Annotated in this window: 26 protein-coding genes; 8 read left to right on the forward strand and 18 right to left on the reverse strand. The window is 72.7% G+C overall.

Going from position 1 to position 24,014, the window contains the following annotated elements:
- Nucleotides 1-67: 67 nt before the first annotated feature.
- Together D2L64_RS16505 and D2L64_RS16510 are read right to left on the reverse strand one after the other, a co-directional pair.
- Complete coding sequence (locus D2L64_RS16505; protein WP_119577521.1) at nt 68-736, reverse strand: HAD family hydrolase; 669 nt, start codon at nt 734-736, stop codon at nt 68-70.
- A gap of 48 nt (nt 737-784) precedes the next feature.
- Nucleotides 785-1,036, reverse strand: a complete 252-nt coding sequence (locus D2L64_RS16510; RefSeq protein WP_119577523.1) for a glutaredoxin family protein — start codon at nt 1,034-1,036, stop codon at nt 785-787.
- Between the two features lie 676 nt (nt 1,037-1,712).
- Here D2L64_RS16510 and D2L64_RS16515 point away from each other — a divergent pair.
- The 3 genes from D2L64_RS16515 to D2L64_RS16525 all read left to right on the forward strand — a co-directional run bounded on the left by D2L64_RS16515 (nt 1,713) and on the right by D2L64_RS16525 (nt 4,774).
- On the forward strand, nt 1,713-2,654 hold the full coding sequence (locus tag D2L64_RS16515; protein WP_119577525.1) for an ECF subfamily RNA polymerase sigma factor, BldN family: 942 nt from the start codon (nt 1,713-1,715) through the stop codon (nt 2,652-2,654).
- Nucleotides 2,655-2,938: 284 nt separating this feature from the next.
- Entirely contained in the window at nt 2,939-3,799 is an 861-nt protein-coding gene (locus tag D2L64_RS16520) for a DUF5667 domain-containing protein (protein WP_119577723.1), read from the forward strand.
- Between the two features lie 51 nt (nt 3,800-3,850).
- Nucleotides 3,851-4,774 carry an HAD family hydrolase gene (locus D2L64_RS16525; protein WP_407663123.1) on the forward strand — a complete coding sequence of 308 codons (924 nt, stop codon included), beginning with the start codon at nt 3,851-3,853 and terminating at the stop codon, nt 4,772-4,774.
- A 49-nt stretch (nt 4,775-4,823) separates the two neighbouring features.
- On the opposite strand, the gene D2L64_RS16530 is transcribed toward D2L64_RS16525, so the two are convergent.
- The 11 genes from D2L64_RS16530 to D2L64_RS16580 all read right to left on the reverse strand — a co-directional run bounded on the left by D2L64_RS16530 (nt 4,824) and on the right by D2L64_RS16580 (nt 15,129).
- Complete coding sequence (locus D2L64_RS16530; RefSeq protein ID WP_119577725.1) at nt 4,824-5,693, reverse strand: lysophospholipid acyltransferase family protein; 870 nt, start codon at nt 5,691-5,693, stop codon at nt 4,824-4,826.
- Nucleotides 5,694-5,803: 110 nt separating this feature from the next.
- On the reverse strand, nt 5,804-6,877 hold the full coding sequence (locus D2L64_RS16535; RefSeq protein ID WP_119577529.1) for an NAD-dependent epimerase/dehydratase family protein: 1,074 nt from the start codon (nt 6,875-6,877) through the stop codon (nt 5,804-5,806).
- 116 nt (nt 6,878-6,993) lie between these two features.
- Complete coding sequence (locus tag D2L64_RS16540; RefSeq protein ID WP_007465623.1) at nt 6,994-7,095, reverse strand: 30S ribosomal protein bS22; 102 nt, start codon at nt 7,093-7,095, stop codon at nt 6,994-6,996.
- A 223-nt stretch (nt 7,096-7,318) separates the two neighbouring features.
- Nucleotides 7,319-7,528, reverse strand: a complete 210-nt coding sequence (locus D2L64_RS16545; RefSeq protein ID WP_119577531.1) for a helix-turn-helix domain-containing protein — start codon at nt 7,526-7,528, stop codon at nt 7,319-7,321.
- Nucleotides 7,529-7,756: 228 nt separating this feature from the next.
- Nucleotides 7,757-8,941 (reverse strand): ABC transporter permease, encoded by a 1,185-nt coding sequence (locus D2L64_RS16550; RefSeq protein ID WP_119577533.1) that lies wholly within the window; start codon nt 8,939-8,941, stop codon nt 7,757-7,759.
- Complete coding sequence (locus tag D2L64_RS16555; RefSeq protein ID WP_119577535.1) at nt 8,938-9,759, reverse strand: ABC transporter ATP-binding protein; 822 nt, start codon at nt 9,757-9,759, stop codon at nt 8,938-8,940. Before D2L64_RS16555 ends, D2L64_RS16550 begins: the two co-directional genes overlap by 4 nt.
- Complete coding sequence (locus D2L64_RS16560) at nt 9,756-11,150, reverse strand: efflux RND transporter periplasmic adaptor subunit (RefSeq protein WP_119577537.1); 1,395 nt, start codon at nt 11,148-11,150, stop codon at nt 9,756-9,758. Before D2L64_RS16560 ends, D2L64_RS16555 begins: the two co-directional genes overlap by 4 nt.
- A 36-nt stretch (nt 11,151-11,186) precedes the next feature.
- Entirely contained in the window at nt 11,187-12,665 is a 1,479-nt protein-coding gene (locus D2L64_RS16565) for a hypothetical protein (RefSeq protein WP_233558989.1), read from the reverse strand.
- 59 nt (nt 12,666-12,724) lie between these two features.
- The gene (locus D2L64_RS16570) at nt 12,725-13,315 is read right to left on the reverse strand and encodes a TetR/AcrR family transcriptional regulator (RefSeq protein ID WP_119577539.1); all 591 of its coding nucleotides are present in this window, start codon (nt 13,313-13,315) and stop codon (nt 12,725-12,727) included.
- Complete coding sequence (locus D2L64_RS16575; protein WP_119577541.1) at nt 13,308-14,105, reverse strand: alpha/beta fold hydrolase; 798 nt, start codon at nt 14,103-14,105, stop codon at nt 13,308-13,310. Before D2L64_RS16575 ends, D2L64_RS16570 begins: the two co-directional genes overlap by 8 nt.
- Before the next feature lie 103 nt (nt 14,106-14,208).
- On the reverse strand, nt 14,209-15,129 hold the full coding sequence (locus tag D2L64_RS16580; RefSeq protein ID WP_119577543.1) for a proline dehydrogenase family protein: 921 nt from the start codon (nt 15,127-15,129) through the stop codon (nt 14,209-14,211).
- A 106-nt stretch (nt 15,130-15,235) separates the two neighbouring features.
- On the opposite strand from D2L64_RS16580, the gene D2L64_RS16585 reads away from it, so the two are divergent.
- The 3 genes from D2L64_RS16585 to D2L64_RS16595 are packed head-to-tail and all read left to right on the forward strand — an operon-like array spanning nt 15,236 to nt 17,259.
- On the forward strand, nt 15,236-15,514 hold the full coding sequence (locus D2L64_RS16585) for a hypothetical protein (RefSeq protein WP_233558990.1): 279 nt from the start codon (nt 15,236-15,238) through the stop codon (nt 15,512-15,514).
- Between the two features lies 1 nt (nt 15,515).
- Nucleotides 15,516-16,682, forward strand: coding sequence for a glutathionylspermidine synthase family protein (locus D2L64_RS16590; protein WP_119577545.1), 1,167 nt, complete (start codon nt 15,516-15,518; stop codon nt 16,680-16,682).
- A 19-nt stretch (nt 16,683-16,701) separates the two neighbouring features.
- Nucleotides 16,702-17,259, forward strand: a complete 558-nt coding sequence (locus D2L64_RS16595; protein WP_119577547.1) for a CGNR zinc finger domain-containing protein — start codon at nt 16,702-16,704, stop codon at nt 17,257-17,259.
- 26 nt (nt 17,260-17,285) lie between these two features.
- On the opposite strand, the gene D2L64_RS16600 is transcribed toward D2L64_RS16595, so the two are convergent.
- Both D2L64_RS16600 and D2L64_RS16605 read right to left on the reverse strand, forming a co-directional pair.
- Entirely contained in the window at nt 17,286-18,092 is an 807-nt protein-coding gene (locus D2L64_RS16600; RefSeq protein WP_199714572.1) for a sugar phosphate isomerase/epimerase family protein, read from the reverse strand.
- Nucleotides 18,093-18,167: 75 nt separating this feature from the next.
- Entirely contained in the window at nt 18,168-19,112 is a 945-nt protein-coding gene (locus D2L64_RS16605; RefSeq protein WP_119577549.1) for a Ppx/GppA phosphatase family protein, read from the reverse strand.
- Between the two features lie 73 nt (nt 19,113-19,185).
- Here D2L64_RS16605 and D2L64_RS16610 point away from each other — a divergent pair, with 73 nt between their 5' ends.
- Complete coding sequence (locus D2L64_RS16610) at nt 19,186-19,995, forward strand: hypothetical protein (RefSeq protein ID WP_119577551.1); 810 nt, start codon at nt 19,186-19,188, stop codon at nt 19,993-19,995.
- 184 nt (nt 19,996-20,179) lie between these two features.
- On the opposite strand, the gene D2L64_RS16615 is transcribed toward D2L64_RS16610, so the two are convergent.
- Complete coding sequence (locus D2L64_RS16615) at nt 20,180-20,863, reverse strand: response regulator transcription factor (protein WP_119577553.1); 684 nt, start codon at nt 20,861-20,863, stop codon at nt 20,180-20,182.
- Between the two features lie 23 nt (nt 20,864-20,886).
- Nucleotides 20,887-22,176, reverse strand: a complete 1,290-nt coding sequence (locus D2L64_RS16620; protein ID WP_407663118.1) for a sensor histidine kinase — start codon at nt 22,174-22,176, stop codon at nt 20,887-20,889.
- 201 nt (nt 22,177-22,377) lie between these two features.
- On the opposite strand from D2L64_RS16620, the gene phoU reads away from it, so the two are divergent.
- Nucleotides 22,378-23,028, forward strand: coding sequence for a phosphate signaling complex protein PhoU (gene phoU / locus D2L64_RS16625; protein ID WP_119577555.1), 651 nt, complete (start codon nt 22,378-22,380; stop codon nt 23,026-23,028).
- Between the two features lie 72 nt (nt 23,029-23,100).
- Here phoU and D2L64_RS16630 read toward each other — a convergent pair whose 3' ends face one another.
- Complete coding sequence (locus D2L64_RS16630) at nt 23,101-23,868, reverse strand: phosphoglyceromutase (protein ID WP_119577735.1); 768 nt, start codon at nt 23,866-23,868, stop codon at nt 23,101-23,103.
- Nucleotides 23,869-24,014: the final 146 nt, after the last annotated feature.

Here is a 24,014-nt window from a genome sequence, read left to right on the forward strand (position 1 = left end):
GGAGCCATTCCTATTGGTTGATCATGGAATCGAATGCCCGGAACGCTGCCATTCGGCGGCGGGCAGGTCACGCCCGGCGGGTCACCCCGGCGAGGGCGGTGGCGAGGGTCACCGCCTCGGTGAGGGTGTCGGCGACCGGGTGGCCGGAGGCGCGCAGGCGAGCCTCGTCGGTGAACCCGCCGGAGTAGAGCACCGCTCGGCCACCGACGGAGCGGGCGGCGTCGGCGTCGTCGATCGAGTCGCCGATCAACACCACCGACGTACCGTGCACGCCGAGTTCGGCCAGGTGCCGGGTCAGCGACTCGGCCTTGCGGTCGCCACCGACCGTGGCCCGCAGCCCGTCGACCCGGGTGAACCGCCCGGTCAGACCGTACGTCTGGACCGCCGGCACCAACTCGTCGTGGAACCACATGGACAGCAGCGACTGGGTGCCGGGCCAGGCCGCCATCGCGTCCACCGCGTCGTGCGCCAGCTCACAGCCGGTCAGACCGATCCGGTACGCGTCGTGGAAGATCTTGTCCAGCCGACCGAACGCCTCGTCGTCCACCGCCCGGCCGAGCACCTCGGCGTAGTAGTCGGCGATCGGCCGGCGAAAGCGAACCCGATGCTCCCGGGCGGTCACCGTCGGCCCGCCCTCGCTGACGAAGACGGCGTTGGTGCAGGCCACCACCAGGCTGAGGTCGTTGAGCAGGGTGCCGTTCCAGTCCCACACCAGATGGGGGCGCGCAGCGGTCATCGCCGCACCCTATCCGGCGACCACCCGCCCCCGTCAGCCCTGCAACCGCTACAGCTGCGGGGTGGTCAGATCCCGCAGGAGACGCTGCTCCTCGACCCGCCAGTAGCCGTGCTCCTTGCCGTCGAGCAGCACCACCGGCAGCCGGTCGCCGTACTCGCGCTCCAGGTCGGCGTCGCCGCTGACGTCCCGCTCGGTCCACCGGTCGCCGGTGACCGCGACCACCCGGTCGAGCGCCGCCTTGGCGTCCTCGCACAGGTGGCAGCCGGGTCGGGTGATCAGGGTCAGGCGGGGCTCGCGCATCGGTCTCCTTCGTCGTGCCGGGCGGGAACACCTGAACCCGGCCAGGGTACGCCCACGGCGGACGTTCCGCTTCCGGGCACGCGAACCGGCGCCACCCGCCCGGCCCGCCGGGCCGGGCCGCCGCATTGCGCGCACGCGAGCCGGCGCCACCGGGGCGGCCCGCCGGGCCGGGCCGGGCGGACGCTCACCGGAGCACCCCGCAGTCCCGTGCACGGTACCGGCAGGCGTCACCCAGGGTGCCCGACGGACGCCTCCCGGGCGGGTCGTACCCGAAGTGGACCGCACCTCTACGCGACCCCTCGCGGCACTGCCCACCACTGGCCTGACCTGCGGATCCATTGCGGATCACCCGGGTGGCGGATTGTCAACCACACTCGACGGACAACCGGTCCGCCAGGTGTGCGACGCGGCAGGAAATACTTTGGCCCTGTGTAACGGACTTGCCACGCGCGGGTGACGTTGGCCCTATCATCACTCGGGTCGGCTCACCCCATTTGCCGTGAGTCGACACCCCTCAGCCCGAGGAGGCCCCCGTGCCCGTCAGCGCATTGGACCAGCACCTCAAGGGGATCTGCCGCCCGCCGGCACACCCCGGAGCCGCCCTGTCCGGCGGCGACCAGACCCGTCCACCAACCCCCGCCGGAACGTCGGCCCACGACGGAACGGAGGTGGCGCGATGACCGCCTTCGGCTTCGCACCGCGCCCGATGGGACTGACCGGCCCGGCCGCCCGAATCCCGGTCAACGAACGCGGCGCCCACGCCCAGCAACAGGCGGCGGGAAACCTGACCGGCCGGGGCGAGAGCACCAGCCGGCGGGTGGGCAGCCGGCCACACCAGAACGAGCCTCCGCACCGACCATCGGTGCCGGGCGGCAACACCATGCCGGCCGGCGGGGTCGCCACCCCGAACCGCCCGACGATGCCCGCCCAGGCCCGGCGCAGCAGCGACGCACCGGTGACCGACCTGCCGGCGGCCGAGACCGCGGTGATCCCCGCCGTGACCGCGCCGACCGGTACGTCCACCGGCTACCCGAGCCGACCGGACCCGTCCGACCCGGCCACCGAGGTGTGGGCGCTGGTCGAGCGCGCGCAGGCCGGCGAGGCCGAGGCGTTCGGGCTGATCTACGACCGTTACGTGGACACCGTCTTCCGCTTCGTCTACTTCCGGGTCGGCAACCGGCAACTCGCCGAGGACCTCACCTCCGACACCTTCCTGCGGGCACTCAAGCGGATCGGCAGCTTCACCTGGCAGGGCCGAGACCTCGGCGCCTGGCTGGTCACCATCGCGCGCAACCTGGTCGCCGACCACTTCAAGTCCGGTCGCTACCGGCTTGAGGTGACCACCGGCGACGTGCTCGACGCCGACCGCGAGGACCGCGGCCCGGAGGGCAGCCCGGAGGCGGCGGTGGTGGAACACATCACCAACGTCGCGCTGCTGAGCGCCGTCAAGCGCCTCAACCCGGAGCAGCAGGAGTGCATCGTGCTCCGCTTCCTCCAGGGCTTCTCGGTGGCCGAGACGGCCCGGGCGATGGGCAAGAACGAGGGCGCCATCAAGGCCCTGCAGTACCGCGCCGTCCGAGCCTTGGCCCGGCTGCTGCCGGAAGGCTTCCAGCCGTAGTCCCGGCGGTACCGCGTCCGCCCGCTACCGGCGATCGTCCGGGCAGGTCAGCGGCCGTTTCAGAGACTCACCGTGATCGCTTTGGGGGATTTCGCCCCTCGCCGGCCCGTAACCGGACCCCGGCGCGGCGCGTTTCTCCGGGTGCGACCGGTGACACCCGGACCCCCGGGTCCGTCCCACTGGTGGACGACGGCGCCCACGGCGTACGCCGTGGTGTCGGCGGTCATCGGTCGCTGGCGGTGACCGCGGCCGACCGGCCGCGCCCAGCGAGAGGAGGTGCCGCGGTGGACAACGCACTCTTCTCCCGTCGGCGCACCGAGCGCTTCGCGCAGCTTCTGGACGAAGCGAACGGTGGCCGACGCCATCACGTCCGCTCCCGGATCGACGACCAGCTCACGCCGCTCGTCGCGCTCGGCCGGCAACTCGGGGCCAATCCGCCCGAGCCGGCGGTCGACCCGGAGTTCCGGACCGGCCTGCGGGCGATGCTGCTGGCCACCGCCGTCCGGGAGGGCATCGGTACGCCACCCGCCACGACACCGGCCGAGAAGACCGGCGTCACCCGCGGGTCCCTGCTGCCGGCCGTCACCGCACGCCGGGCCCGCGCCCGCGGCGCGATCCTGGTGGGCATCGCGGCCGGCGCGATCGCCGTCTCCGGCATCTCGGCCGCCAGCGAGAACGCCGTACCCGGTGACGCGCTGTACGGCATGAAGCGCGGCACCGAGCGGGCCCAGCTCGCGCTCGCCAGCTCCGAGATCAGCCGGGGCCAGCTCTTCCTCGACTTCGCCGGGACCCGACTGGCCGAGGCGTCCGCCCTGCGCGGCAACCGGGTCGGCTACGGCGCGGTGCTGGACGACATGGACGCCGACACCCGGCAGGGCGTACGCCTGCTGACCGCGGCCGCCGCACAGCGCTCGGATCCCACGGCCCTGGACGCGGTCGATGCCTTCCTCACCCGGCAGCGCCGGGCCCTCGACGTCCTGACCGACCGGGGCTCCCGTGCCGACCAGGAGCGCACCGCGCAGTCGTTGGCCCTGTTGGCGTCGGTGGGCGAGCGCGCCGACGCACTGCGCCTGGGCATCGCCTGTGGACAGCAGATCAGCACCGCCAGCGACGAACTCGGCCCCACGCCCGGCACCTGCCCCTGACCTGGTGACCAGCACACGACCACTGGGATCCACGGCCCGGGCGGTACCCGAATCCGCCAGCTACCCTCGCGAAGGGATCGCAGCCGTCGAGGTGAGGGGGAACGGGTGGCGCGCAGCCGGAAGGTGACCGTCAGCACCGATGTGCACGGGCACACCGCCGGTTGGGCAGAGACCGACCCGGCTCCCCCGGCGGCGCCGGATCCACGCGCCGCAGCCTTCTTCGACGTGGACAACACGATGATGCAGGGCGCCTCGATCTACTGGTTCGCTCGCGGTCTCGCCGCACGCAAGTACTTCACCACCACCGACCTGGCCCGGTTCGCCTGGCAGCAGCTGCGCTTCCGGGTGCTCGCCCGCGAACACGCCGGGGACATGTCCCAGGCCAAGGAGGCCGCCCTCGCCTTCGTGGAGGGCTGGCGGGTGGAGGACGTCGAACGGCTCACCGAGGAGATCTTCGACGAGCTGATGGCGCCCCGGATCTGGGCCGGGAGCCGCCGGCTGGCCCAGCGGCACCTGGACGTCGGTGAGCGGGTCTGGCTGGTCAGTGCCGCGCCCGTGGAGATCGGCCGGGTGATCGCCGCGCGGCTCGGGCTGACCGGTGCGATCGGCACCGTCGCCGAGATCGCCGACGGGGCGTACACCGGCCGGTTGGTCGGTGACCTGATGCACGGTCCGGCCAAGGCGGAGGCGGTAACCCAGCTCGCCGTCGTGGAAGGGCTGGAGCTGAGCCGCTGCACCGCCTACAGCGATTCCGCCAACGACCTGCCGATGCTCTCCGCGGTGGGCCGGGCGGTGGCGGTCAACCCGGACACCACCCTGCTCCGGCAGGCACGCCGGCACGGCTGGGAGGTACGCGACTTCCGCACCGGTCGCCGGGCCGTCAAGATCGCCGTTCCGTCGACGGCCGCCGCCGGGCTGGTGGCCGGCGCGGTCACCGCCGGTGTGGTGCTGCAACGTCGACGCCGCAACGGTTGAGCAGCGCCGGCCCGGCCATCCTTCGAGCCGGGGTACGGCCGGAGTTCGACTACGGCCCGAACGGGTCCGGTCGGCGTTCGAGTAGCTGGTGCAGGGTCTGCTGGATCGTCTCGCGCACCTGATCGGCAAGGTTGAACACGACCAGCGGGTCGTCCGCGGAATCGACCAGGTGGGCGGTCGGGATCGGCGGGCAGAACTCGATCAGCCACTTGCTCGGCAGCGGCACCATGCCCAGCGGGCCGAGCCAGGGGAAGGTCGGCGTCACCGGGAAGTAGGGCAGTTTGAGCAGCCGGGCGAGCGGCTTGAGGTCGGCGAGCATCGGGTAGATCTCCTCGCCGCCGACGATGGCGACCGGGATGATCGGAGTACCGGTGCGCAGCGCCGCCGAGACGAAGCCACCTCGACCGAAGCGTTGCAGCTTGTAGCGATCCGAGTACAGCTTGCCGATGCCCTTGAAGCCCTCCGGGAAGACGCCCACCAGCTCACCGCCGCGCAACAGCCGCTCGGCGTCCGGGTTGCAGGCGACCGTGCCGCCGGTCTTACGGGCGAGTTCGGAGATCACCGGCATCCGGAAGACCAGGTCGGCGGCGAGCAACCGCAGGTAGCGGTGGTCCGGGTGTTCGTGGTGCAGTGCCGTGGAGAGGATCAGCGCGTCCAGGGCGACTGCGCCGGAGTGGTTGCCCACCACCAGCCCCGCCCCGTCGGCGGGTACGTTCTCCAGCCCGGTCACCTCGGTACGGAACCAGTCCCGGTAGAGCCGGCGGAGCAGGGGGTGGAAGACCGCCTCGGTCAGCTCCGGGTCGAAACCGAACTCGTCCACCTCGTAGTCGCCGGCCAGCCGACGGCGCAGGAACGCCAGCCCGCCCGCGACCCGCCGGTCCCAGACGTCACCGGAGCGGTCCGGTACCGCCGGTGCGATCGGCTCGGCCGGGCGGTGCCCGTTGCTGCGGGCCCGGTCCTCGTCCGCGCCCGCCGGCACCTCGTGCCACTCGTCGAGCGGCAGGTCGTCACGCCGCTCCGCCGACCCGGTCACGACTGCTCCCGGACGGCCGCGCGGACCTGTCGGATCCGGTCGAGCACCAACTGCTCCGCGGCGGCCAACTGTTCCCGGGTCACCACGGCCCGGCCGTGGTGTGCGCGGATGAAGTCGTCGAAGGCGGCGGCGGTGGAGCGGGGGGTGAAGCCGTACTCCCGCTCCAGCCGGGCGGTGTCCACCACCCGGCCGTGCACGAAGAGATCGACCTGGTCGAGACCGTAGCGGCCGTAACCCAGGGCGCGGGCGAGCGCGATGGCGCCGGACAGGCCGGGTTCCAGCACCGGTACGGCCACCCGACCGGCCCGGCGGATCGCCTGGGACAGTGCGAGCACCCCCGGCCCGGCGACGTTGTACGTGCCCGGGTGGTCCTCGACGACCGAGCGGTGCAGCACCTCCAGGGCGTCGTCGAAGTGCAGGAACTGCAACCGGGCGTCCCGTCCGAAGATGGTCGGCACCACCGGCTGCGAGAAGTAACGGGTGAGCGTGGTGTCGGCCGTCGAGCCGATGAACGGCGCGAACCGCAGCACGGTGGCGGTGACGTCGGGGCGCCGCCGACGGAAGCCGCGGACGTACCCCTCGATGTCCAGGATGTCCCGGCCGAACCCACCGCGCGGCACCTCCCGCGGCTCGGTCTCCTCGGTGAAGACGGCGGGGTCGCGGAACGAGGCCCCGTACGCCGCGGTCGAGGAACGGACCACGATCTTGCGTAGCCGGGGGGCCCGCTGGCAGGCCGCGAGCAGCTGCATGGTGCCGATGACGTTCTGTTCCTTCATCGCCGCCCGGCCGCCCTGCTGCGGATCCGGAGCGCTGACCAGCGCCAGGTGCACCACGGCGTCGACGTCGAGGTCGGCCAGGAGGCCACCGACGGCGCCGGCGTCGACGCGGATCCGCTCGACCTGATCCAGCAGAGCGGCGACCTCTGGCCCCGGCTCGGCCAGGTCGACACCGATCACCCGGTCGATCCGCGCATCGGCGGCCAGCCGGGCGGCGACGTGCGCGCCGAGGTAGCGACTGACCCCGGTCACGACGACAACCCCCGGAAGGCTCGACGAGCCACCGGGGGTCATGTCTGGCACCTACCCCGACGGCCGGGACCGAGCCGGGGCAGCCACGGCCTGATCACCTGAGCCTCCGAGGGTCGACAGTTGGCAAGCGACGGAGCCGGGCCAGCGCCCGGCACCGGTCACTTGCCGAGACGGCGACGCTGGACGCGGGTCTTGCGCAGCAGCTTGCGGTGCTTCTTCTTAGCCATGCGCTTGCGGCGCTTCTTGACCACCGAGCCCATACGAAAGCCTTTCGATGCAACGTGCGGCGCGACCGGCGAGACACCACGAACCAGTGGCGTCGGCGACCGCTTGCGGACAGCGGACCGGACCGGCGGGGTGGGCGCGGGGCGCACCAACGGTCACGATCGCCCGTCCAGCGTAGCGGGACTGCGTCAGCAGGACCAACGCGCCCCCGGTCGATGCCCGATCAGTGGGCCCGGCGGCACCGGCCTGACACGCGGGTCAGGCGGTCTCCTGGAACGCTCCGCGAAGGTACTCGTGCACCGCGTGCTCCGGCACCCGGAACGACCTGCCGACCCGCACCGCGGTCAGGTCACCGCTGTGCACCAGGCGGTAGACCGTCATCTTCGACACCCGCATGACCGTCGCCACCTCGGCGACGGTCAGGAACCTGACATCCGACAGCCGACCGTCGGACTGCGACCCGGCCATGGCTCACCCGACCCATCCCATGCCCGGCGCGTGCCGCCCCACGGGTCCTCCCGCGCGGCCGGCGACGCGCGTGTTACCAGTACGGTAGCGGGGCGGTTGTGACCGGCGCGATCCCTTCCTGCAACTGATCATGGATCCGGCCCGGGTCACCGAGGAAAAACCCCTGGTCGGGTGGCCTGCGGCCGAATCGGCCCGGCCGATCATCTTCGGCCACCGGGGCAACCAGGGTCACTCGGCACGGAGGGCGACCACCGGGTCCAGCCGGCCGGCCCGCTGCGCGGGCAGCACCCCGAAGACGATCCCCACCGCCGCCGAGACGCCGAAGGCCAACGCCAGCGACCACCACGTCACCGCCGCCGGGATCGGGGAGAGCGCCGCCACCAGCAGCGCACCACCGACCCCGAGGGCCATCCCGGTCAGGCCGCCGATCGAGGTGAGCAGCACCGCCTCCAGCAGGAACTGCACGCCGATGTCCCGTGGGCGGGCACCGACCGCCTTGCGCAGCCCGATCTCCCGGGTCCGTTCGCGTACCGACACCAGCATGATGTTGGAGACCCCCACCCCACCGACCAGCAGTGAGATGCCGGCGATAGCGGCCAGTACGCCGGTCAGGATGCCGAGGATGTCACCCAGTACGCCGAGGATCTGCTCCTGGGTGACGGCGCTGAACTCGGTGCCCGGATGCCGGCCCTGCAACTCGGCCACGATCCGCTGGCCGAGGTCGTCGATCCGCTCCCGGTCCGGCGCCTTCACCGCGATCGCGTCGACCCGCTGGGTGCCGTACAGCCGCTGGGCCGCCGTGACCGGGATGTGCACCTCGTCGTCCCGGTCGACGCCGAGGCTCTGACCGAGCGGGGTGAAGACACCGATCACCCGGAACCGGACCCCGGCGACGTTGACCTGCTGGCCGACCGCCTCCCGGTCGGGGAAGAGCACCCGGGCCACCGAGTCACCGAGCACCGCGACCCGCCGGCCGGTGTCCACGTCGGACCGGGTCAGGTACCGGCCCCGACCCAACTCCCGGGCGAAGACCGTCGGAGTGGTCTCCAGCACCCCCTGCACGGTGGTGAAGTCCTGCCGGGCACCGGCCCGTACGGTCGCGCCCGAGGCCACCGTCACGGCGACCCGGCTGGGATCGCCGACCACCCGGGAGACGGCGTCCACGTCCTGCAGCGTCAGCGGTGAGACCGCCGGCGCCGAACCGACGTCCAGCCGCCCCGGTACGACCAGCAGCAGGTTGGAACCGAGCCCCTCGACCTGCTGTTCGACCGTCTGCTTGGTGCCGGTCCCGATGGCCACCAGCAGCACCACCGAGGCCACCCCGATGATCACCCCGAGCATGGTCAGCAGGCTGCGCATCCGGTTGGCCCGCAACGCGTCCGCCGCCACCCGCCATGCCTCGGCCAGCCTCACGAACCGACTCCGGCCTCGCCCGAGCCGATGCCGCCCGAGCCGATGCCGCCCGAGCCGATGCCGCCCGAGCCGATGCCGCCCGAGCCGGTGTCGGCCAGGCCGGTGTCGGCGACGACCACGCCGTCGCGCAGCGTGATCCGGCGGCGGGCCCGGGCCGCCACCTCCGCGTCGTGGGTGACCATCACCAGCGCCACCCCGGACTCGACGTTGAGCCGCTCCAGCAACTCCAGCACGGCCGCGCCCGTGGTGCTGTCCAGGTTGCCGGTCGGCTCGTCGGCCAGCAACACGGCCGGGTCGGTGACCAGGGCGCGGGCGATCGCCACCCGCTGCTGTTCACCACCGGAGAGCTGGTTGGGGCGGTGGTCCAGGCGGTGCCCGAGGCCAACCCGTGCCAGCATCGCGGCGGCCCGCTCGCGTCGCTGCCGGGCACCGACCCCCCGGTAGACCAGCGGCAGCGCCACGTTGTCCACCGCCGAGGTACGCGGCAGCAGATGGAACGCCTGGAAGACGAAGCCGATGGTCTCGTTGCGCAGCCGGGCCAACTCGGGTGCGGACAGGTCACCGACCGCCCGCCCACCGACCACCAGCCGGCCACCGGTCGGCTGGTCGAGGCCGCCGAGCAGGTGCATGAGGGTGGACTTGCCCGACCCGGAGGGCCCGATCAACGCCACGTAGTCACCGGCCGCGATGGTCAGCGACACCCCGCGCAGGGCGGGTACGGAGACCCCGTCCAACTGGTACGTCCGGGAGACGTCCAGCGCCTCGATCGCCGGGGCCGACGCCGAGCCGTCCCGGTCGCGGCCGGCGCCTGGGCTCACCCGACCTCCTGACCGTCGCGCACCTGGTCGGTGCCGCGGACCACGATCCGGTCACCGGCCTGCACCCCGTCGACGATCTGCACCAGATCCTGACCCTGCACCCCGACGGTGACCACCGCCCGGTCGGCCCGACCGTCGCGGACCACCCAGACGGTGTCCCGGCCGTCGGCGGAGAAGACCGCCGAGGCGGGCACGGTCACCGCGTCCGCCGCCTCCCGGACCCGCAGCCGCAGCACCGCGTTCATGCCGGGCCGGGGAGTCGGTGCCGGTTCCGCCTCGCCGAACAGGCCCGGGCCCAGCGCCAACCGGACCCGGTAACTGACCCCGCCCCGGGCCGAGGTGCTGGGCAGCACGTCGATCGAGCGCACGGTCGCCCGGTAGGTGGCACCGGTGACCGCGTCCAGCTCGACGGTGCCGGTGAGACCGGCCCGGACCAGCAGCACGTCGGTCTCGTCGACCTCGGCCAGCAGGCCCAGTTCGCCGGTGTCCACCACGGTCAGTACGGGCGTGCCGGCGGTGACCCGCCCGCCGACCGGGACCGCGGTGTCCACGCCCGGCGGCGGGCCCGCCGGTGCGGCGCCGAGCGCACCCGGGTCGATCCCAGCCGGCATCCCACCGGCGGCGTCGAGCAATCCGGCGAGCGCACCCGCCGAACCGGCGCCGGTGCTGACCCCGCCCGGCTGCACGACCCCGGCGATCGGCGCACGCAGGGTCAGCGCGTCGACGGTCGCCTTCGCCAGGTCGTACGCCTGCTGTGCCTGGATCCGTTGGGCGGTGGCGAGGGCGCCGACGGCCGAGTTCAGGTTGCGTACCCCACGCTGGACCTCGCGCACCGCGCGGTCGGCGGCGCGGGCCGCGGAGTCGTACTGCCGCTGGGCGGACTCGACCTGCGCGAGCAGCGCCTTGCGCAGCTCCGGATCGCTGATCTTCGCCGCGGCGGCGCGGGCCGCGGCGTGCGCCTCGCTCGCGGCCCGATCGGTGCCGCGCAGCGAGCCGGTGAGGTTGCCGCCACCACCGCCACCGGCCCGGTTGGCGGCGTCCAGCGCGGCCCGGGCCTGCCGGAGCCGCTCCCGTGCCGACGGCGAGTCGACCACGGCGAGCACCTGGCCCCGCTTGACCCGCTGGCCCGGCCGCACGCGCAGGCTGGCCAGCATCCCGTCGGCGGGCGCGGTGAGGGTGGCCGCCGCCCGGGCGACCACCGTGGCGGGTGCGTCGATCTCCTCCGTGACCGGCGCGCGCACCGCCGAGGCGAGCGCGATCGGCGGCTCCTCGGCGCCGCAGGAGGCGGCACCGGTGAGGGTCGTGACGGCGATGGCGAGCAGGGCGGTGAGCAGGCGGGGCCGCGTGGCTGGGGGCAGCCGCGGCGGTTCGGGGCGGCGCACCCGACACATGCTACGAGGCCGTGTCGACCAGCGACGACGCGCCCGTCAGCGCACCGCCTTACGGATCTGGGCGGCGCACTCGGCCTGCAGGTCGGACCAGGGCTCACCGAGGATCTCCTCGGCGGTCTGGTTCGCCGGTCGGCGGTCGTGCACCACCGCCTTGAAGAAGGCGAGCAGCTTCTCCTCGCCGAACCGGTCGGCGAAGTGGCGCACGGCGAGGTAGGCGATGCCGTACCGGCCGTTCACCTCGTCGCCGCTCATCTCGTCGGTGGGATAGAGGTCGTCGAGCTTGCCGTTCCAGTCACCGCGCACCAGCCGCCGGGTCTCGGCCAGTGCCGGGTAGTCGGCGACCGGCTGGCTGTCGGCGGCCGCGTGCTCGGCCAGCCCGTCGACCAGCCACCAGGCCGGATCCTCCCAGTAGCCGTCGGGCAGCGTGGCGGCGTGCGTCAACTCGTGCCGGAGCACCTGGTCGAGGTAGGGGCCGTAGGACAGGCTGTCCGGCTCGAGTACGACCTCGTGGTGGCCGCCGCCGATACCGATCGCCAGCCCGACACCCCAGTGCGGTTGCTCGCCGCCGTACCAGGTCCGCCACTCCTTCTCGCCGGCGTAGAAGATCCGGTACCGGTCCGGTGGCGTGCCCTCCACCGCGTACCGGTCGGCCACCCTGGCCGCCGCCTCGGCCCGCACCTGCAGGAACGGCAGCAGTTCGCGGTGCTCGCGGGTGGTCGCCACGATGGTCCGCTGCCCGACCACCGAGGTCAGCTCGCTGACCTCCCACGGCATGCTGCCGGGTTGGTCGCTGTACTGGTCGTAGCGGTTCGGCGAGGGCTTCGACTTCTCGATCTCCAGCAGGCGGGGCTCCGGGCCGTCCCGCCACCGGGTGTCGATGACCATCGGGGTCGGCTGGCAGCGGCGCACGACCAGGCAGTACTCGATCGAGACGCGCATCCGCCACTCGCCCGCCGCGCCCGCGCCGGTGGGCAGGCCGCTCGGGCGGGCCGTCCAGCGGGCCACCCGCAGCGCCTTGAGCGAGTCGTACCGGCGGCGCAGTTCGGTGCGCGCGGTGTCGGAGTCGGCGATCGCCAGGAACCCGGCCCGATCGCCGCCGAGCAGGGCGGCGGACTGGCGGTCCAGCTGCTCGCCGATCCGCTCGGCGAGCTGCCGGGCGGCCAGCGTGGTCGGGTTCTCGTCCGGGTCCTCGGTCGGGGCGGCGGACTCGGTCGGCGTCGCATCGTCGCGGCCGACGTCCATCAGCAGCACCACCGCCGCGGGCAGGCTGCAGGCCACCAGCAACACGACCATGAGCAGGGACGCCCACAGCCACCACCGCGTCCGCGCGGGCCTGGCCGCCGGACCCGGTACGGCAGCCTGCGGCATCGGCGCGGTGGACTGCGGACCCGGTGTGGCGGGCGCTGGATCGAGGTCGGCGGGCGCGGCGGACGCTGGATCCGGCGTGGCGGGCTGCGGACCCGGCGTGGCCGGTGGTGGCGTGGTGGCGGCGTCCTCGTGCTCCCCGTGTGTCACGCCGGGAAGCGTACGGGCATCACGCCATCCGCGCGATCATCCTTTCGCCGCGACAGCGGTCACGCCGTCGACGGTTCCGCGCGATCCCGCGGCCATCGACGGAACGCGACACTCAGCGCCGTGATCATCTGGTCGAAGGACCGGTCGACCTCGCGGGGCAGGCCGAAGTCGCCGGCCGCCTCCAACGAGACGAAGCCGTGCGCGGCGGCCCGGAACATCCGGACCGCGTCCACGGCGGAGTCACCGTGGATGTCGTATCCACGAAGAATGGCGTAGACGACGTCGACCGCCCGTTGTCCGGCGGCCAGGTGTGCCGGGTCGGCCGGGTCCGGCACCCGCTGGGTCGTCGGGTAGCGGCCGGGGTGGCGGTGGGCGTACGACCGGTACGCCTCGGCGACCGCCCGCAGCGCGTCCTCGCCACTGCGGCCGGCGGCGGCCGTGGTCATCTCGTCGGCCAGCTCGGCGGTGGCCAGCGCGGAGAGCTGTTGGGCGAGCGCCTCCGCGCCCTTGACGTGCTTGTAGAGGCTGGGCAGCGCGACGCCGAGCCGGTTCGCCAGGGCGGCGAGGGTGAGCCGGTCGAAGCCGACCTCGTCGGCGAGCCGGGCCGCCTCGCGCACCACGACCTGCTTGTTCAGTCCGGCTCTAGGCACGGTCGGTCACCGCCAGGAAGTCGCGCAGGATCACGGTCGTCTCCGCCGCCCGGTCGGCGTGCGGGTAGTGCCCCGCATCGCTGATCATCTTCGCCTCCGCGACCTGGAAGAGTCGCCGGGCGGCCCGGGCCTCGGCGCCCGGGTCGGTGAAGTCGGGATCCTTCGTCCCCATCAGCACCAGCACCGGCTGGCGCACCTGCGGGGCCCGCTGCGTCCAGTGCGGTTCCGCCGGTGCGGCCACTCCCCGGACCGCCGCCATCCGGCCGGGTCGGCGCAGGCCCGCGACCAGCTCACGGCGGTACGCCGCGTCGTCGGCCGGCCGGTGCACCGGGAACAGGGTGCGGTGGAACATGCCGAACAGCCGCGGGCTGCGGAGCACCGCACCGAGGGCCAGGCGCAGGAAGGGGTTGAGTTCCGGCTGCCCGACGAACGCGCCCACCAGCACGATCCCGTTGACCAGTTCGGGTGCGTCGGTGGCGGCGAAGACCACGGCGGCGGCGCTGGAGGAGTTGCCGACCAGGGTCGCCGGACCGCCGATGTCGCGCACCACCGCCAGCAGGTCGCCGCCCACCTCGCCTGGGGCGTACGTCGGCCAGCCGGTGGTGGAGTCACCGTGCCCGCGTACGTCGACCGAGGCCACCCGGTAGCCCGCCGCCACCAGCAGCGGGATCAGGTGCCGGTAGGAGCGCCGGTTCTCCCCCATGCCGTGGGCCAGGACCACCAGCGGCCCCTGCCCGTGCACCTCGTACGCGATCCGGCCATCGCCGCGCGCGACAAAGCTAGCATTCATAGCCAGAAAGCTAACATCATTAGCCTGAGGTGTCAAGCGAGGTGGGTACGGCCCGACCGGAGACTCGCGCCGGACGCCGCCGCACCCGGCGTGAGCCGGGCCGCTACTTCCGGGAGGCCACCGCACGGGCGAAGAAGGCCAGGTTGGCGGGGCGCTCGGCCAGGCGGCGCATCAGGTAGCCGTACCAGTCGTCGCCGTACGGGACATAGGTGCGGACCTGGTAGCCCTCGCCCACCAGCCGGGCCTGCTCCTCCGGCCGGATGCCGTAGAGCATCTGGAACTCGAAGCGGTCCGGGCCACGGTCGAACCAGCGGGCCCGGTCCTCCCCGATGGCGATCAGCCGCGGGTCGTGGGTGGCCAGCATCGGGTAGCCGTCCCCGGACATCAGGATGTTCAGGCAGCGGACGTAGGACTTGTCCACCTCGCGGGCCGACTGGTGGGCCACCGACTCCGGCTCCTTGTACGCCCCCTTGCACAGCCGCACCCGGGACCCGGCCGAGGCCAGGTCGCGGCAGTCCGACTCGGTACGCCGCAGGTACGCCTGCAGCACCGCGCCGGTGGACGGGAAGTCCTTGCGCAGCTTGGCCAGGATGTCCAGGGTCGAATCGGTGGTGGTGTGGTCCTCCATGTCCAGGGTGACCGTGGTGCCGACGGCCTCCGCCGCGGCGCAGATCGCCCGGGCGTTGTCGTAGGCCGACTGCTCGTCGAACGCCTGCCCGAGCGCCGACAGCTTGACGCTGACCTCGGCCGCCGGGGTCAGCCCCGACTCACCGAGCCGCCGCAGCAGGGTCAGGTACTCGTCCCGGGTGGCGGTGGCCTGCTCGGGGGTGACGGTGTCCTCGCCGAGATTGTCGAGGGTGACCGCGAGACCGTCGTCGACGAGTTCGCGGGTCACGCGCAACGCGTCGTCGGTCCCGGCGCCGGCGACGAACCGGCGCACGACGTCCCGCGAGAACGGGGCCGTCGCGACGAGCCGCTCGACCCGGGATGACCGGGAGGCGGCGAGAATGACGGAACGGAGCATGAGCCGAGCGTAACGTCCGACCAACCCCCCGGGTGCGGCCCCCGTACGCCCGCCCCCGACGAGGGGCGGGGCGGCGCGGTTGGCGTTCATCGGTTACAACGATGACGTGGAAAACCGCCCCCGCCGCCGGCTCCGGTCGGCCTCCGTACAGCTCGGCGCGCTGACCGCCCTCGCGCTCGCCCTCTCCGGATGCAACATGACCTCCGACGACGACGATGACGACTGTGCGATGGGCCCGAGTGGCGGCGGCGACACGGTGGCCCTGGCCATGCGGATCCCGGCCCCCGCCGCCGAGTCGGCCGCCCGCACGGCGCCGGAGCCGGCCGCGGCGGCCGTGCCCGAGCGCGGCGGGTTCGGCACCCACCTCGCCTCCTGCGGCGGCTGAGGTGCGCCGCGAGCTGGTCGACCCGCGGCCCGACTGGGACGCCACCATCCGCGCCCAGGGACTGGTGTACGTCGACACCGAGCTGCCCGACGGCGGGGTGATGTCGTACTGGGACGAGACCGCCGCGTACGCCTTCGAGCTGGACGAGGTGCTGCGGCTGGAGGAGGCCACCGAGGAACTGCACCGGATGTCGGTGGCCGCCGCCGAGCACGTGGCGGCGCGCAACCGGTACGCCGAGTTCGGCATCCCCGGCTGGGCGGCCGAGGCGGTCGCCCGGTCCCTGCGGGAGGCCCCGCCCACCCTGTACGGCCGCTTCGATCTCTGGTACGACGGCAGTTGGCCGCCGAAGTTGCTCGAGTACAACGCCGACACCCCGACCGCGCTGGTCGAGGCGAGCATCATCCAGTGGTACTGGCTGGAGCACACCCGGCCGGAGCTGGACCAGTGGAACAGCCTGCACGAGCGGCTCGTCGGCGCCTGGGCGAAGATCGGCGCCGACCTGCACGAGCGCCGGGTGCACGTGGTCTGGTCGAACGAGGAGGAGACCGGCGAGGACCACATGACCGCCGGCTACCTGGCCGAGACCGCTCGCCAGGCCGGGCTGGACGTCGACCTGCTGCCGGTTCAGGAGATCGGCTGGGACGGCCGGCGGTTCGTCGACACCGCCGACCGACCGATCGCCACCTGCTTCAAGCTCTACCCGTGGGAGTGGATGCTCGCCGAGCCGTACGGGCCGCTGGCGCTCGATCCGGGCACGCCGACCACCTGGATCGAGCCGGCGTGGAAGCTGCTGCTGTCGAACAAGGCCCTGCTGGCGGTGCTCTGGGAGCTGTATCCGGGGCACGAGTTGCTGCTGCCGGCGTACCTCGACTCGCCGCGCGGCATGCCGGAGTACGTGGCCAAGCCGCTGCTCGGCCGGGAAGGCGCCGCGGTACGCATCGTCAGCGCCGCAGGTGAGTTCACCAACCCGGGCGACTACGGCGAGGAGGGCTTCTGCTACCAGGAGTTCCGGGCGCTGCCCGAGTTCGCCGGCAACCGCCTGGTGCTGGGCAGCTGGGTGGTCGACGGCGAGTCGGCGGGTGCCGGCCTGCGGGAGAGCGCCAGTCTGATCACCGACGGCTACGCCAGGTTCCTGCCGCACTACATCGACACGCCGCGCGCGGGATGAGTCGTCTACGGTTGGAAGGGTGAACTTCGACGCGTACGCCCGGACCGGAGTTGACCTAGTCAACGCCCGTCTGGACGGCCTCGACGACCTGCGGGCCATCTTCCCCGACGAGAACGCATGGATGCGCGACGACGTCGCGGAGCGGGACCTGGCGATCTTCCGACGCGCGCAGAAACGGTTACGGGACGTCTTCGAGTACGGCACGTCCGGGCGGGATGCCCAGGCGGTGGCCGAGCTGAACTCGCTGCTGGAGGCGTTCCCGGTGCAACCGCGCATCTCCGGCCACGACTCCAGCGACTGGCACATGCACGTGACCAGTCGAGGTGCCTCGGTGAGTTCGGAGTTCCTCGCCGGTGCGGTGTGGGGGCTGTCGGTCTGGCTCTGCGAGTACGGCAGCGCCCGGTTCGGCGTCTGCGCGGACGACCGCTGCGGCAACGTCTACCTGGACACCTCGTCCAACTGCTGCCGGCGGTTCTGCTCGGAACGCTGCGCCACCCGCTCGCACGTGGCCGCGCACCGCGCCCGCAAACGGGCCGCCGTGCCGGCGCAGACCGACCCGCTCACGCCCGTGTCCTGATCCGTCCGGGCCGCCCGGCGCCGGGGTCAGGCGTCGACCGGGGACGGGGTGCTGAGGTGTTGCCGGGCGAAGGCCAGCGCCTCGCGCAGATCCGCTTCCCGGACCTGTCGACTCTTCGCGCCCCGGGTGGTCACCTCGACCGCGACCGAGCCGTCGAAGCCCCGCCCGGCCAGCGACCGCAACAGCTCCGCGCAGGGCTGCCCGCCCCGGCCGGGCACCAGGTGTTCGTCGCGCCCCTCACCGGTGCCGTCACCGAGGTGCACGTGCGCCAGGCCGGCACCCATCCGGTCCGCCATCGCCAGCGCGTCGGTGTGCGAGGCGGCGCAGTGCGACAGGTCCAGCGTGTACGAGGGGTAACCGGCCTCGGTCGGATCCCAGCCCGGCACGTACGGCACGAACTGCCGGCCGGCCATCCGCACCGGATACATGTTCTCCACCGCGAACCGTAGCCCGCCGAACTCGCCGGCCACCTTGTCCAGCCCGTCGGCGAAGTTGCGGGCGTAGTCCCGCTGCCAGGTGAACGGCGGGTGCACCACCACCGTCGGCGCCGCCAGCGTCTCGGCCAGCTCAGCGGCCCGGCGCAGCCGCTCCCACGGGTCCGGGCTCCACACCCGCTGGGTCACCAGCAGGCAGGGCGCGTGCACGGAGCGCACCGGCGTGCCGTAGTGGTCGGCCAGCCCACGCAGCGCACCGGCATCCTGACTGACGGCGTCGGTCCACACCATCACCTCGAGCCCGTCGTAGCCGAGCTCCGCGGCCAGCTGAAACGCCGCCGCGGTCCGCTCAGGGAAGACCGAGGAACTGGACAGGAGCACCGGGACGCGGGAAGTCACACCACCGAGGGTAGCCGCCGTCGATCGGGTCAGCCCGACGAGAGACGGCAAACCGGACATCGGGTACGCGGTGCGTCACACCGGCGCGAGTTGATCCAACCGGCTCAGGATCACGCCCTCACGCAACGCCCACGGGCAGACGTCCAGCGAGTCGACGCCGAGACGACGCATCACCGCCTCGGCGACCACGGCGCCCGCCAGCAGTTGGTGCGCCCGGCCCGCGCTCACCCCCTCCAACTCGACCAGCTGCGACGGCGGGATGTGCCGGATGAAGCCGAGCACCTGACGCAGGCCGGAACGGGTCAGTCGGCGACGGGCCCACAGGCCGGCGCCGCTGGGCGCCGCGCCGGCCAGGCGGGCGAGCGTGCGGAAGGTCTTGGAGGTGGCCACCGGACGTTCCCAGCCCACCCCGGTCATCCGCTCGACCACCGGGTCGAGCCGGCTGTCGACGTAGGCGCGCAGCTCCTCGACCAGCTGCGGTGGCGGCGGCGTACTGCTCTGCGGGTCGACGGCGAGCCGATCCCGGGTCAACCGACCGGCACCGAGCGGCAGCGACACCGCGACGTCGGGATCCTCGTCGATGCCCGCCGCGATCTCCAGCGAGCCGCCGCCGATGTCCAGCACCAGCAGCCGCCCCGCCGACCAGCCGAACCAGCGCCGGACCGCGAGGAAGGTCATCCGCGCCTCGTCGGCGCCGGAGAGCACCGCCAGGCGTACGCCGGTGGCCGTCCGAACCCGGGCCAGCACGTCGGCGGCGTTGGTGGCGTCGCGTACCGCGGAGGTGGCGAAGGCGAGCAGGTCGTCCACCTGCCGCTCGGTGGCCGCCGCACGTGCCCCGCGAACCGCCTCCACCAGGGCTTCCGCGCCGGCCTCGCGCAGCGCACCGTCGGGGGCGATCTGCTCGGCCAGCCGCAGTACCACCTTCTCCGAATGCGCCGGCCACGGGTGTGCGCCGCGATGGGCATCGACCACCAGCAGGTGAACCGTGTTCGAACCGACGTCGAGGACACCCAGTCGCATGGGGAGAACCCTAGGCCAACCGGTTCGCGTCACTGACCGGTCGGGCCGGCACACCACGCGTACGCTGGGCCGGGTGACAGGTCAGATCGAACTTCGTGTGCTGGTGGACGACCCGGCGGACCCGCGCAGCAGGGAGGTGCCGCTGGACTTCCCACGGGAGTGGATCGAGTTCGTCGACCCGGCCGACGAGCGGCACGTGGTCCGCGCCGACCTCACCTGGCTGTTGTCCCGGTGGACCTGCGTCTTCGGCCGGGGCTGCCACGGGATCGTCGCCGGGCGTTCCGCCGACGGCTGCTGTTCACACGGTGCCTTCTTCACCGACTCCGACGACGAGAAGCGGGTCCGGGCCGCGGTGAAGCGCCTGACCCCACAGAACTGGCAGCACTTCCGGCGGGGCTTCCGCAACTGGACCGAGAACGACACCGTGGACGGCAAGACCCCGGCGCGCCGTACCGCGACCCGGGACGCGGAGGGCCCGTGCGTCTTCCTCAACGAGGCGGACTTCCCCGGTGGCGGCGGCTGCGCCCTGCACGCCCAGGCGCTACGCGACGGGGTGCACCCGCTGGAGTACAAACCGGACGTGTGCTGGCAGTTGCCGATCCGCCGGGACCAGGACTGGGTCAACCGGCCGGACAACACCAAGGTGCTGGTCTCCACACTGGCCGAGTTCGACCGGCGGGGCTGGGGTGCGGGCGGACACGACCTCGACTGGTGGTGCACCTCGTCCACCGACGCACACGTCGGAACCGAGCCGATGTACCTCTCGTACGCCCCGGAGCTGACCGCGCTCGTCGGCGAGGCCGCGTACGCCCACCTGGCCGAGCTGTGCGCGACGCGACTGCGGCAGGGCCTGATCGCCCCGCACCCGGCCGATCCGCGCTGACCTCCGGCCGACCCCGCTCCGACCGCCGCCGACGCGCCGCCACCCCTTAGGTAAGCAGAGTCGTTAGGGCGCGGTCCGGGGAAGGGTGGGGTGCCAGGGAGTCACCGAGCGTGCTTCCGGGGCCGCGCACGGCGCGTCAGCCAGCGGAGCCGAGAGCTTCGGTGGGGGTCGGTGCCGGGCCCGATCAGGGCTCGAACTTGTAGCCGAGGCCACGCACGGTGACGATGTGTCGCGGTGTGGAGGGTTCCGGCTCGATCTTGGACCGCAGCCGCTTGACGTGCACGTCCAGGGTCTTGGTGTCGCCCACGTAGTCGGCACCCCAGACGCGGTCGATCAGCTGCCCGCGGGTGAGCACCCGGCCCGCGTTGCGGAGCAGGAGTTCCAGCAGCTCGAACTCCTTGAGCGGCAGCTGCACCGCCCCGCCGTCGACGGTCACCACGTGCCGCTCGATGTCCATCCGGACCGGGCCGGCGGCCAGCGTCGGCATCCCCGACTCGGTCGTCTCCGGGCTCTGCCGGCGCAGCACCGCCCGGATCCGGGCCACCAGCTCACGCGGCGAGTACGGCTTGGTGACGTAGTCGTCGGCGCCGATCTCCAGGCCGACCACCTTGTCGATCTCGCTGTCCCGGGCGGTGACCATGATGATCGGTACGGGCGAGCGCTGCCGCAGCTGCCGGCACACCTCGGTGCCGGACATCTCGGGCAGCATCAGGTCGAGCAGCACGATGTCGGCGCCGCTACGGTCGAACTCGGTGAGCGCCGAGGTGCCCGTGGCGGCCACGGAAACCTCGAACCCCTCCTTGCGGAGCATGTACGACAGGGCGTCGGAGAACGACTCCTCGTCCTCGACCACCAGTACGCGGCTCAACGGCGTTTCCTTTCCATTCACGGTCAGACCTGCCGGACCTCGGCCGGACCGGTCTCGATACCAACCGACGGCAGTGTCGCCAGAAGGTCGTCCGGAGGACGGGTGGGCAGCCGTAGGGTGAACGTCGACCCCCCACCAAGAGTGCTCGCCACCTCCACCCGTCCGCCATGGTTGCTGGCGATGTGCTTGACGATCGCCAGCCCCAGCCCGGTGCCGCCGGTCGCCCGGGAGCGGGCCTGGTCGGCCCGGTAGAACCGCTCGAAGATCCGATCCACGTCGGTGGGGGCGATCCCGATGCCCTGGTCCGTCACGGCGATCTCGATCTGCTCGGCGGAGACACCGGCGGTGATCCGTACCGTGGTGTCCTCGCCCGAGTAGTTGATGGCGTTCTCCACCAGGTTCGCCACGGCGGTGGCCAGTTGACTGTCGCTGCCGTACACGGTCAGTCCCCGCTCGGCGTCGACGGTGACGCTGATCCGTCGGGCCGCGGCGGCGGTCCGGGTGCGGTCGACCACCTCGGAGATCACCCAGTCCACCTCCACCGGCTCCGGGGCCGGTTGCGGCTCGGCGCCCTGCAACCGGGTCAGCTCCAGCAGTTCCTGCACCAGCCGTCCCAGCCGGGTCGACTCGTGCTGGATCCGCTCGGCGAACCGGCGGGCGGCGACCAGGTCCTCGGCGAGCTCGGGCTGCGCCGCGCCGGCCGGCGCGGTGGCGTCGAGCAGCGCCTCGGCGAGCAGTTGCAGCGCGCCGATCGGGGTCTTCAGCTCGTGGCTGACGTTGGCCACGAAGTCACGGCGGACCCGGGCCAACCGGTGCGACTCGGTCACGTCGGCCGCCTCCACGGCGATGTAACCGCCGCCCAGCCACATGGCCCGCAGGTGCACGCCGAGCGGGTTCTCCCCGGCGTTGTCGCGGCCCCGCGGCAGGTCCAGTTCGATCTCGCGGCGCACTCCGGTACGCCGTACCTGGCCGGCCAGGGTACGGATCAGCGGATGCGCGGTGACCGAACCGGGCTGACCACCGGTGCGCAGCAGCCCCATCGCGCGGGCCGCCGGATTGACGAGTACGGGCACGTCGTCGGGGTCGAGCACGACGACCCCTGCGCGCAGCGAGTCGATCGCCCGCCGGCCGAGCCCGGCCTGCACATCCTCGACGATCGTGTGCCTCCCCCTACCGAACCGACTACCGAACCACCCGCTCCGCCCGGAGCCGGCCGGACGACGGGCCGCCGGGACGAGCCGAGCCAGCCACAGGCCGACGACCAGTCCGGTCACCAGCGCCGCAGCCACACCCACCGTCACCGCCCACGTCACCCGGTGATCGTAGGGTCATTGTTTGTCGGGCTACCGAACAGAACAGGACGAAGCACACTCACTTCCGGGAAAGTTCACTTCCGTGTCCGGTGCCGTTCACCGGCGTTCACCTGCGAGCCGCCCGCCGGCCCTAACTTGGGCGACGACCTGCGCAAAGCACCGCCGGCCCGGTCGCCGGCGCCAACCCCACAGGACGTGAGTATGCGCGACGAGTTCCGGGCCGAACTACAGTCCGTCAGCCAGTTGCTGGTGGAGATGGCCGAGGGCGTCCGGGCTGCGCTCCGGCAGGCGACCCGGGCCCTGCTCACCGCCGACCGCCGGGCTGCCGAGCTGGTCGTCGAGCAGGACGCCGAGATCGACGGACGCTACCGGCAGGTGGAGGAGCGGGTCTGCGACCTGCTGGCCCGCCAGGCACCGGTCGCCTCCGACCTGCGCGCCATGATCACCGCCCTGCACGTCGCCGCCGACCTGGAGCGGATGGGCGACCTGGCCGACCACGTCGCCAAGACCGCGCTGCGCCGCCACCCGTCGCCCGCCGTACCGGCCGAGCTGCGGCCGGTCTTCACGGACATGGCGGGCATCGCCGACCGGATGGCCGAGAAGATCGCCGCGGTGCTGGCGCACCCGGACGCCGACCTGGCCGCCGAGCTGGACCGCGACGACGACGCGATGGACGAGCTGCACAAGGGCCTGTTCGGGGTGCTGCTCGGGGCGGACTGGCCGTACGGGGTGGAGACGGCCATCGACGCGACCCTGCTGGGCCGCTTCTACGAGCGGTTCGCCGACCACGCGGTGAACAGCGCCGAGCACGTCGTCTACCTGATCACCGGCGAGCCGGTCAGCCCCGCCTGAGTCGGGCACGCGAAGGGCTCCTTCTCGACGGCTGCGTCGGGAAGGAGCCCTTCGGCACCTCGGGGGCGCCGGTCAGCGGCCCTGGTTGGCGACCGCGGCGGCGGCGGCCTTGGCGGCCTCGGCGTCGAGGTAGGTGCCGCCCAGGGTCTGCGGACGCAGCAGCGGGTCCAGGTCGTAGCGCAGCGGAATCCCGGTGGGGATGTTGAGCTTGGCGATCGCGTCGTCGCTGATCTGGTCCAGGTGCTTCACCAACGCGCGCAGCGAGTTGCCGTGCGCCGCCACCAGCACCGTCCGGCCGGCCAGGATGTCCGGCACGATCGAGTCGTACCAGTACGGCAACATCCGCTCGACGACGTCCTTGAGGCACTCGGTACGCGGCATCAGCTCGGTCGGCAGCAACGCGTACCGCGGGTCGCCCACCTGGGACCACTCGTCGTCGTCCGCGATCGGTGGCGGCGGGGTGTCGTACGAGCGGCGCCAGAGCATGAACTGCTCCTCGCCGTACTCGTCCAGGGTCTGCTTCTTGTTCTTGCCCTGCAAGGCGCCGTAGTGCCGCTCGTTGAGCCGCCACGACCGGCGCACCGCGATCCAGTGCCGGTCGGCGGCGCCCAGCGCCAGTTCGGCGGTACGGATGGCGCGTCGCATCACGCTGGTGTGCACCACGTCCGGCAGCAGGTTGTGCTCACGCAGCAGCTCGCCGCCGCGGCGCGCCTCGCTCTCGCCCTTCTCCGTCAGGTCCACGTCGACCCAGCCGGTGAAGAGGTTCTTGGCGTTCCAGTCACTCTCGCCGTGCCGCAGCAGGACCAGCGTCCCGACGGTGGGTCCCTCGCTAGCTGTCATGCCGATCATCCTGCCGCAACCGGTGACCGGACGCGCGGGAAGGGTGGTGACGACCACCACGTGGAAAACGGCGTGACCTTGGTTCCGGCGGCCAACTAGGTTGTAAGGATCATCTAGATCATCAGTCATTACCGAAACGGGGGCGC

This window comes from Micromonospora radicis, assembly GCF_003583405.1.
Classification (GTDB): Bacteria; Actinomycetota; Actinomycetes; order Mycobacteriales; family Micromonosporaceae; genus Micromonospora; species Micromonospora radicis.